This window comes from Pseudomonas entomophila, from assembly GCF_029478665.1.
Lineage (GTDB): Bacteria > Pseudomonadota > Gammaproteobacteria > Pseudomonadales > Pseudomonadaceae > Aquipseudomonas > Aquipseudomonas entomophila_F.
Map to the genome: position 1 here is coordinate 47,288 of NZ_JARPQB010000041.1, position 6,329 is coordinate 53,616.

Annotated in this window: 5 protein-coding genes; 4 read left to right on the plus strand and 1 reads right to left on the minus strand. The window is 63.4% G+C overall.

What is annotated here, in order from left to right; translation table 11 throughout:
- Positions 1-24 precede the first annotated feature (24 nt).
- From gabD to P5705_RS19595, 4 genes are all read left to right on the plus strand, one after another.
- Positions 25-1,467, plus strand: a complete 1,443-nt coding sequence (gene gabD, locus P5705_RS19580; protein ID WP_023632033.1) for an NADP-dependent succinate-semialdehyde dehydrogenase — start codon at positions 25-27, stop codon at positions 1,465-1,467.
- A 183-nt stretch (positions 1,468-1,650) separates the two neighbouring features.
- Positions 1,651-2,928 carry a 4-aminobutyrate--2-oxoglutarate transaminase gene (gabT, locus tag P5705_RS19585; protein ID WP_277462612.1) on the plus strand — a complete coding sequence of 426 codons (1,278 nt, stop codon included), beginning with the start codon at positions 1,651-1,653 and terminating at the stop codon, positions 2,926-2,928.
- A 137-nt stretch (positions 2,929-3,065) separates the two neighbouring features.
- Positions 3,066-4,403: a response regulator gene (locus tag P5705_RS19590; RefSeq protein WP_277462613.1), complete on the plus strand. Its 1,338-nt coding sequence runs from the start codon at positions 3,066-3,068 to the stop codon at positions 4,401-4,403.
- 140 nt (positions 4,404-4,543) lie between these two features.
- Positions 4,544-5,323, plus strand: coding sequence for a hypothetical protein (locus P5705_RS19595; protein WP_277462614.1), 780 nt, complete (start codon positions 4,544-4,546; stop codon positions 5,321-5,323).
- A 39-nt stretch (positions 5,324-5,362) separates the two neighbouring features.
- Here P5705_RS19595 and P5705_RS19600 read toward each other — a convergent pair.
- On the minus strand, positions 5,363-6,329 hold a 967-nt coding region (locus tag P5705_RS19600; RefSeq protein ID WP_431196967.1), incomplete at its 5' end, for a GGDEF domain-containing protein.

The following is a 6,329-nucleotide window of genomic DNA, read 5'->3' on the forward strand; positions in this document are numbered from 1 at the left end:
AATTCGCAGTAAAGGGAAGCCGACATGCAGCTCAAAGACGCTCAGTTGTTCCGCCAGCAAGCTTTCATCAACGGTGAATGGCTGGATGCGGACAGCGGCCAGACCATCAAGGTGACCAACCCGGCCACCGGTGAAGTGATCGGCAGCGTGCCGAAGATGGGCGCCGCCGAGACCCGCCGCGCCATCGAGGCCGCCGACAAGGCCCTGCCGGCCTGGCGCGCACTGACCGCCAAGGAGCGTGCCGGCAAGCTGCGCCGCTGGTTCGAGCTGATGATCGAGCACCAGGACGACCTGGCCCGCCTGATGACCACCGAGCAGGGCAAGCCACTGGCCGAAGCCAAGGGCGAGATCGCCTACGCCGCCTCGTTCATCGAGTGGTTCGCCGAAGAAGCCAAGCGCGTGTACGGCGACGTCATCCCTGGCCACCAGCCGGACAAGCGCCTGATCGTCATCAAGCAGCCGATCGGCGTCACCGCTGCCATCACCCCGTGGAACTTCCCGGCCGCGATGATCACCCGCAAAGCCGGCCCAGCCCTGGCCGCCGGTTGCACCATGGTCCTCAAGCCTGCTTCGCAGACCCCGTACTCCGCCCTGGCCCTGGTCGAGCTGGCCACCCGTGCCGGCATCCCGGCGGGTGTACTGAGCGTGATCACCGGCAGCGCCGGCGAAGTCGGCAGCGAGCTGACCGGCAACTCGCTGGTACGCAAGCTTTCCTTCACCGGCTCGACCGAAATCGGTCGCCAACTGATGGAAGAGTGCGCCAAGGACATCAAGAAGGTTTCCCTGGAGCTGGGCGGCAACGCGCCGTTCATCGTGTTCGACGACGCCGACCTGGACAAGGCGGTCGAGGGCGCGATCATCTCCAAGTACCGCAACAACGGCCAGACCTGCGTCTGCGCCAACCGTATCTACGTGCAGGACGGTGTCTACGACGCGTTCGCCGAGAAGCTCAAGGCCGCTGTCGCCAAGCTGAAGATCGGTAACGGTCTGGAAGAAGGCACCACCACTGGCCCGCTGATCGACGGCAAGGCTGTCGCCAAGGTTCAGGAGCACATCGAGGACGCCGTTTCGAAAGGCGCCAAGGTGCTGTCCGGCGGCAAGCTGATCGAAGGCAACTTCTTCGAGCCGACCATCCTCGTCGACGTACCGAAAACCGCCGCTGTCGCCAAGGAAGAGACCTTCGGCCCGCTGGCGCCGCTGTTCCGCTTCAAGGATGAGGCCGAAGTCATCGCCATGTCCAACGACACCGAATTCGGCCTGGCCTCGTACTTCTACGCCCGTGACATGAGCCGCGTGTTCCGCGTCGCCGAGGCCCTGGAGTACGGCATGGTCGGTATCAACACCGGCCTGATCTCCAACGAAGTCGCGCCGTTCGGCGGCATCAAGGCCTCGGGCCTGGGCCGCGAAGGTTCCAAGTACGGTATCGAGGACTACCTCGAGATCAAATACCTGTGCATCAGCGTCTGATCGCCAGGTAAACGGTTTTACCTCTGCCAGCGGGGCGCGAGAGCGACGTCTCGCTGGCCTTTTTGACATAGCGGTACCTGGTGGCCAGGGCATGCGTGACAGTCGATCAACGAATACTGTGTACGCCTGCATCCAGCCACCCCCGAATAAAAGCGCCGCAGAACCGGCGCAATTGAGGGCACTATGAGCAAGACCAACGAATCCCTGATGCAACGCCGTATCGCCGCCGTTCCACGTGGCGTCGGCCAGATCCACCCGATCTTCGTCGATACCGCGAAGAACTCGACGGTGATCGACGTTGAAGGCCGCGAACTGATCGACTTCGCCGGCGGCATCGCGGTACTGAACACCGGCCACCTGCACCCGAAAGTGGTCGCGGCCGTGCAAGAGCAGCTGACCAAGGTCAGCCACACCTGCTTCCAGGTGCTGGCCTACGAGCCCTACGTCGAGCTGTGCGAGAAGATCAACAAGCTGGTCCCAGGCGACTTCGACAAGAAGACCCTGCTGGTCACCACTGGCTCCGAAGCCGTCGAGAACGCCGTGAAGATCGCCCGCGCCGCCACCGGCCGTGCTGGCGTGATCGCCTTCACCGGCGGCTACCACGGTCGCACCATGATGACCCTGGGCCTGACCGGCAAGGTCGTGCCGTACTCCGCAGGCATGGGCCTGATGCCAGGCGGCATCTTCCGCGCCCTGTTCCCGAGCGAGCTGCACGGCATCAGCGTTGATGACGCCATCGCCTCGGTCGAGCGCATCTTCAAGAACGACGCCGAGCCGCGCGACATCGCCGCGATCATCCTCGAGCCGGTCCAAGGCGAAGGCGGTTTCCTGCCGGCGCCGAAAGAGCTGATGAAGCGCCTGCGCGCCCTGTGCGACCAGCACGGCATCCTGCTGATCGCCGACGAAGTGCAGACCGGCGCTGGCCGTACCGGCACCTTCTTCGCCATGGAGCAGATGGGCGTCGCGCCTGACCTGACCACCTTCGCCAAGTCCATCGCCGGCGGCTTCCCGCTGGCCGGTGTGTGTGGCAAGGCCGAATACATGGACGCCATCGCCCCGGGTGGCCTGGGTGGCACCTACGCCGGTTCGCCAATCGCCTGCGCCGCGGCCTTGGCCGTGATCGAAGTGTTCGAGGAAGAGAAGCTGCTGGAGCGTAGCCAGGCTGTTGGCGAGCGTCTGACCGCTGGCCTGCGCGAAATCCAGAAGAAGCACCCGATCATCGGCGACGTCCGTGGCCTGGGTTCGATGATCGCCGTGGAAGTCTTCGAGAAGGGCACCCACACCCCGAACGCCGCCGCCGTTGCACAGGTTGTGGCCAAGGCACGCGACAAGGGTCTGATCCTGCTGTCCTGCGGCACCTACGGCAACGTCCTGCGCATCCTGGTGCCGCTGACCGCCGAAGATGCACTGCTGGACAAAGGCCTGGCAATCATCGAAGAGTGCTTCGCTGAATTGGCCTGAAATATGTGACACGCGTCAGAAAAAAACCCGCTTCGGCGGGTTTTTTTTATGCCGCTTGTGGGCATCAGGCGCTAAGGTTGTACGAGGATTCCGTGGAAGCTGCGAAGGAACGCGCGTCATTGCCTGGAGAAATGCCCATGAGCGCAGTCGATCCCGTCCCCCCTTGCGTGCTGATCGCCGAAGGCGACCCTTGGGTGCGTGACATGCTCCGAGAAATGCTGCTCAGCGTGCGCTGCGATGCCCGGCTGCAGGTCTGCGCCGATGGTTCCCAGGCGTTGAATGCGTTGTCCGCCAAGCCTGACCTGATCATCGCGGCCCGTGAACTGTCCGGGCTCGATGGCCTCGACCTGCTGCGTAAAGTACGCGGCAAGGGCGGGCAACCTGGCCTGCCGTTCATCCTCATGAGTGAGCGCACCGACAGCGCCAGTGTGCGCGAGGCGCTGCCGCTGCACCCCACCGCCTACCTGAGCAAGCCGCTCGACCTGGATAACCTGCGCAAGCGCCTGGAAAACCTGTTGCTTGAAGTCGGCGAGCAGATCGCCTGCCCGGTGCCGCCGCTGCAAGCCGGGCTCAAGCTGCCGGCGTTCCTCGAACAACGCCGCGCCTCGGCCGATGGCGGCCCTTTGTTCGCCGACGTGCAGGTGGCGATCAAACGTGCCCTCAACCCCCATGGGCTGAATCTGCGGGTGCTCGAGGAGGAGGTGCGTGACGACCCACAGATCACCGGCGTGCTCATCGCCGCCGCGAACAGTGCCGCGCTGCACAGCGAGTCGCCGGTACAGACCCTGCTGCAGGCGCTGAACAAGCTCGGCAGCACCCAGAGCATGAACCTCATCCTTGGCCTTACGCTCAAGCGCAGCGCGCGATTGAGCGACCCTTTGCTGGCCCGCTACGCGACGCACTACTGGAGCCTTTCCCTGCACACCGCGGACTACGCCCGTACCCTGGCGCGCATGGTCGAGGTGGACGAGGGCCTTTGCTACTGCGCTGGCCTGCTGCATTGCCTGGGCGACCTGGCTGTCCTGCGTACCTTGCAGGAATGGCGCCTGGCTGGCGGCGAGCTGGACGAGGACCAGGTGGAGCTGTCGCTCAACGAATTCGGCGCTCCGTTCGGGTCGGCGCTGCGCACTCGCTGGCGCCTGCCGTTGAACCTGCGCGAGCTGATTGCTTCTGTGTACCAGTTGGGCGGTGGCGTTTACTCCCGCGAGATCCTGGCCATGAACCTGGCGGGACAGCTGGCACGGTTGCGGCCCAGTGAAGGGTTGGAGAAGGTTGCCAGCAGCAAGACCGCGCGTTTACTCAAGCTCGGGTTGCCGGAGCTGATGCAACTGCGCAAGGTGGACCCGGAGGCATTGGCGCGCGAGGAGGCCGAGCGCCAGGTAGCACAGGAGGCGTCCGACGAAGCGGAAACCACCTTGAACGATCCGGCACTGGCAGAAACCCCGCCCGAAGCAGATGAGGAGCGTCCGACCTGATCTGTTCATTGCTGTAGGCGATTCATTCTTGGGATTGGTCCTACAGGGTTTGCAGACGGTTGTTCGTATCCAGGCAAGTCCCCCAGGCGTAGCGTTCCCTCCACTCCACCAACGGAATGGCAGGAAGGTTGCGGCTGAAGATGAGCACGTACAGACACCGTGGTCTGCGCTATCAGGTCTATCGGTCCCAGGCGCGAATGCTCGCTCACGAAGCATTTTCCACCGGTGCCTGCTCGCCGGGTACAGAGCTTGATGCTGAAAAGGTACGGTTCGAACCTATCGGGCATGGTGCTATTGAAGCTCTCCAGCTCTGGGGCAGGCAAACTCACCACTTTCCATGGGAGGAGGTGCCACGTTGGACTGATCGAGATTTCAAGGGGCTCGACGTCTCGTTGTGGTCTGCCCGCGAGCTTTGCGGTCTCTGCTATGCCAGTCCTCGACGGAGCAGTCACTGCATCAAGATCATTCTGCTGGAGGGTAACCCAGGCCCGACGAATCCATTGAGAGGGCTGGTGGCATCGCTATCGCTGTTAGCTGTCATTGAATACGCCAGGATGCTCAGGTGCTCGCAAATTGAAGTTCAGCAACCTGATCCGGGCGCTGAGCCCTTGTATCTATCGCTTGGTTTCTCCCGTGACCCAGCTGGGCGTCTTGTAATGCCGGTAGGGGCGCTTACTCCACAAATCACTGTCCAGGTATCAGAGGTGTCCATGCAATATCCGACAAGCTCGAGGAAGGCTGCATTGATCAAGCGATACACTGCCGAGGCCATCGCCCTGGCGGGTGGAATTACGGACCAGCAACGGCACATTCTTGAAGTTGCATTCAAGGAAGGTCGGGAAAAGGAGCCAGAGGGGATACTGGCCGGGCCACGTAGCGGCCCTATTGACTATGAGTGGAGTGCCGCCGCTTCGAAGTGAACCGAGTTGCTTGCGGCGCGTGAGCCGTGGGTAATCCGCTCAGCCTTTCACGATCTGGTTCTTGCCCTGGCGCTTGGCCCGATACATGGCGGCATCCGCTCGAGCGAACAGGCTATCCAGCGTCTCGTCCTCGTCGGTGAGCCCGGTCAGGCCCTGGCTCACGGTCACGCCGTAGGTCTGTTGCCCGTGGCTGAAGCTCAGGTGCTGGATTTCCCGCTGCAGGCGCTCGGCGATCTGCTCGGCCATCTGTGCCGTGCAGCCGGGGAACACCGCCGCGAACTCTTCACCACCAATACGCCCGAACTGGTCGCCGCGCCGCAGCACGGCCTTGCCGGCGTCGGCGATGCGTTGCAGCACCTGGTCGCCTTCCTGATGGCCGTAGCTGTCGTTGATCTGCTTGAAGTCGTCGATATCCAGCAGCAGAAAAGCCAGCGGCGTGCCGTCTTCACGGGCGCTGTCGAAGGCTTGCTGGGCGCAGTCGAAGAAGTGTCGGCGGTTGCTGCTCTGGGTCAGTACATCGGTGGTGGCCAGGCGCTGCAGCTCGCCTTCCAGCCGCTTCTTCTCGGTGATGTCTTCGGCGATACCCACGATGATCACCCGCTGGTCACCCTCGCGCGGCTGGTTGATGTAGCACTTGTCACTGATCCAGCGCACTTCGCCGGCGGCGTTGAGGATGCGGTACTCGCGGTCTTCCACGGTACCCTTGACCAGCACCTGGGCCAGGCTGCGCTCGGCGTACTCGAGGTCGTCGGGGTAGATGGCGTCGCGCCACTCGTTGTAATCGGCGAGCACCAGGCTGGCCGGGCGACCGAAGATGCGCTCGTAGGCGGGGCTCACGTAGAGCACCTGGCGCGTCTCCCAGTCGAACGCCCACAGCACTGCGTTAACGCTGTCGAGCAGAGAACTGTACAACTGCTCGCGTTCGCTCAGACGTGCCACTTCACCCTGGGCGTGAAGCAGGGCCAGCAAGGTCTGGGCGGCTTCGGGGCGGGGGGGGCCGGGGTGC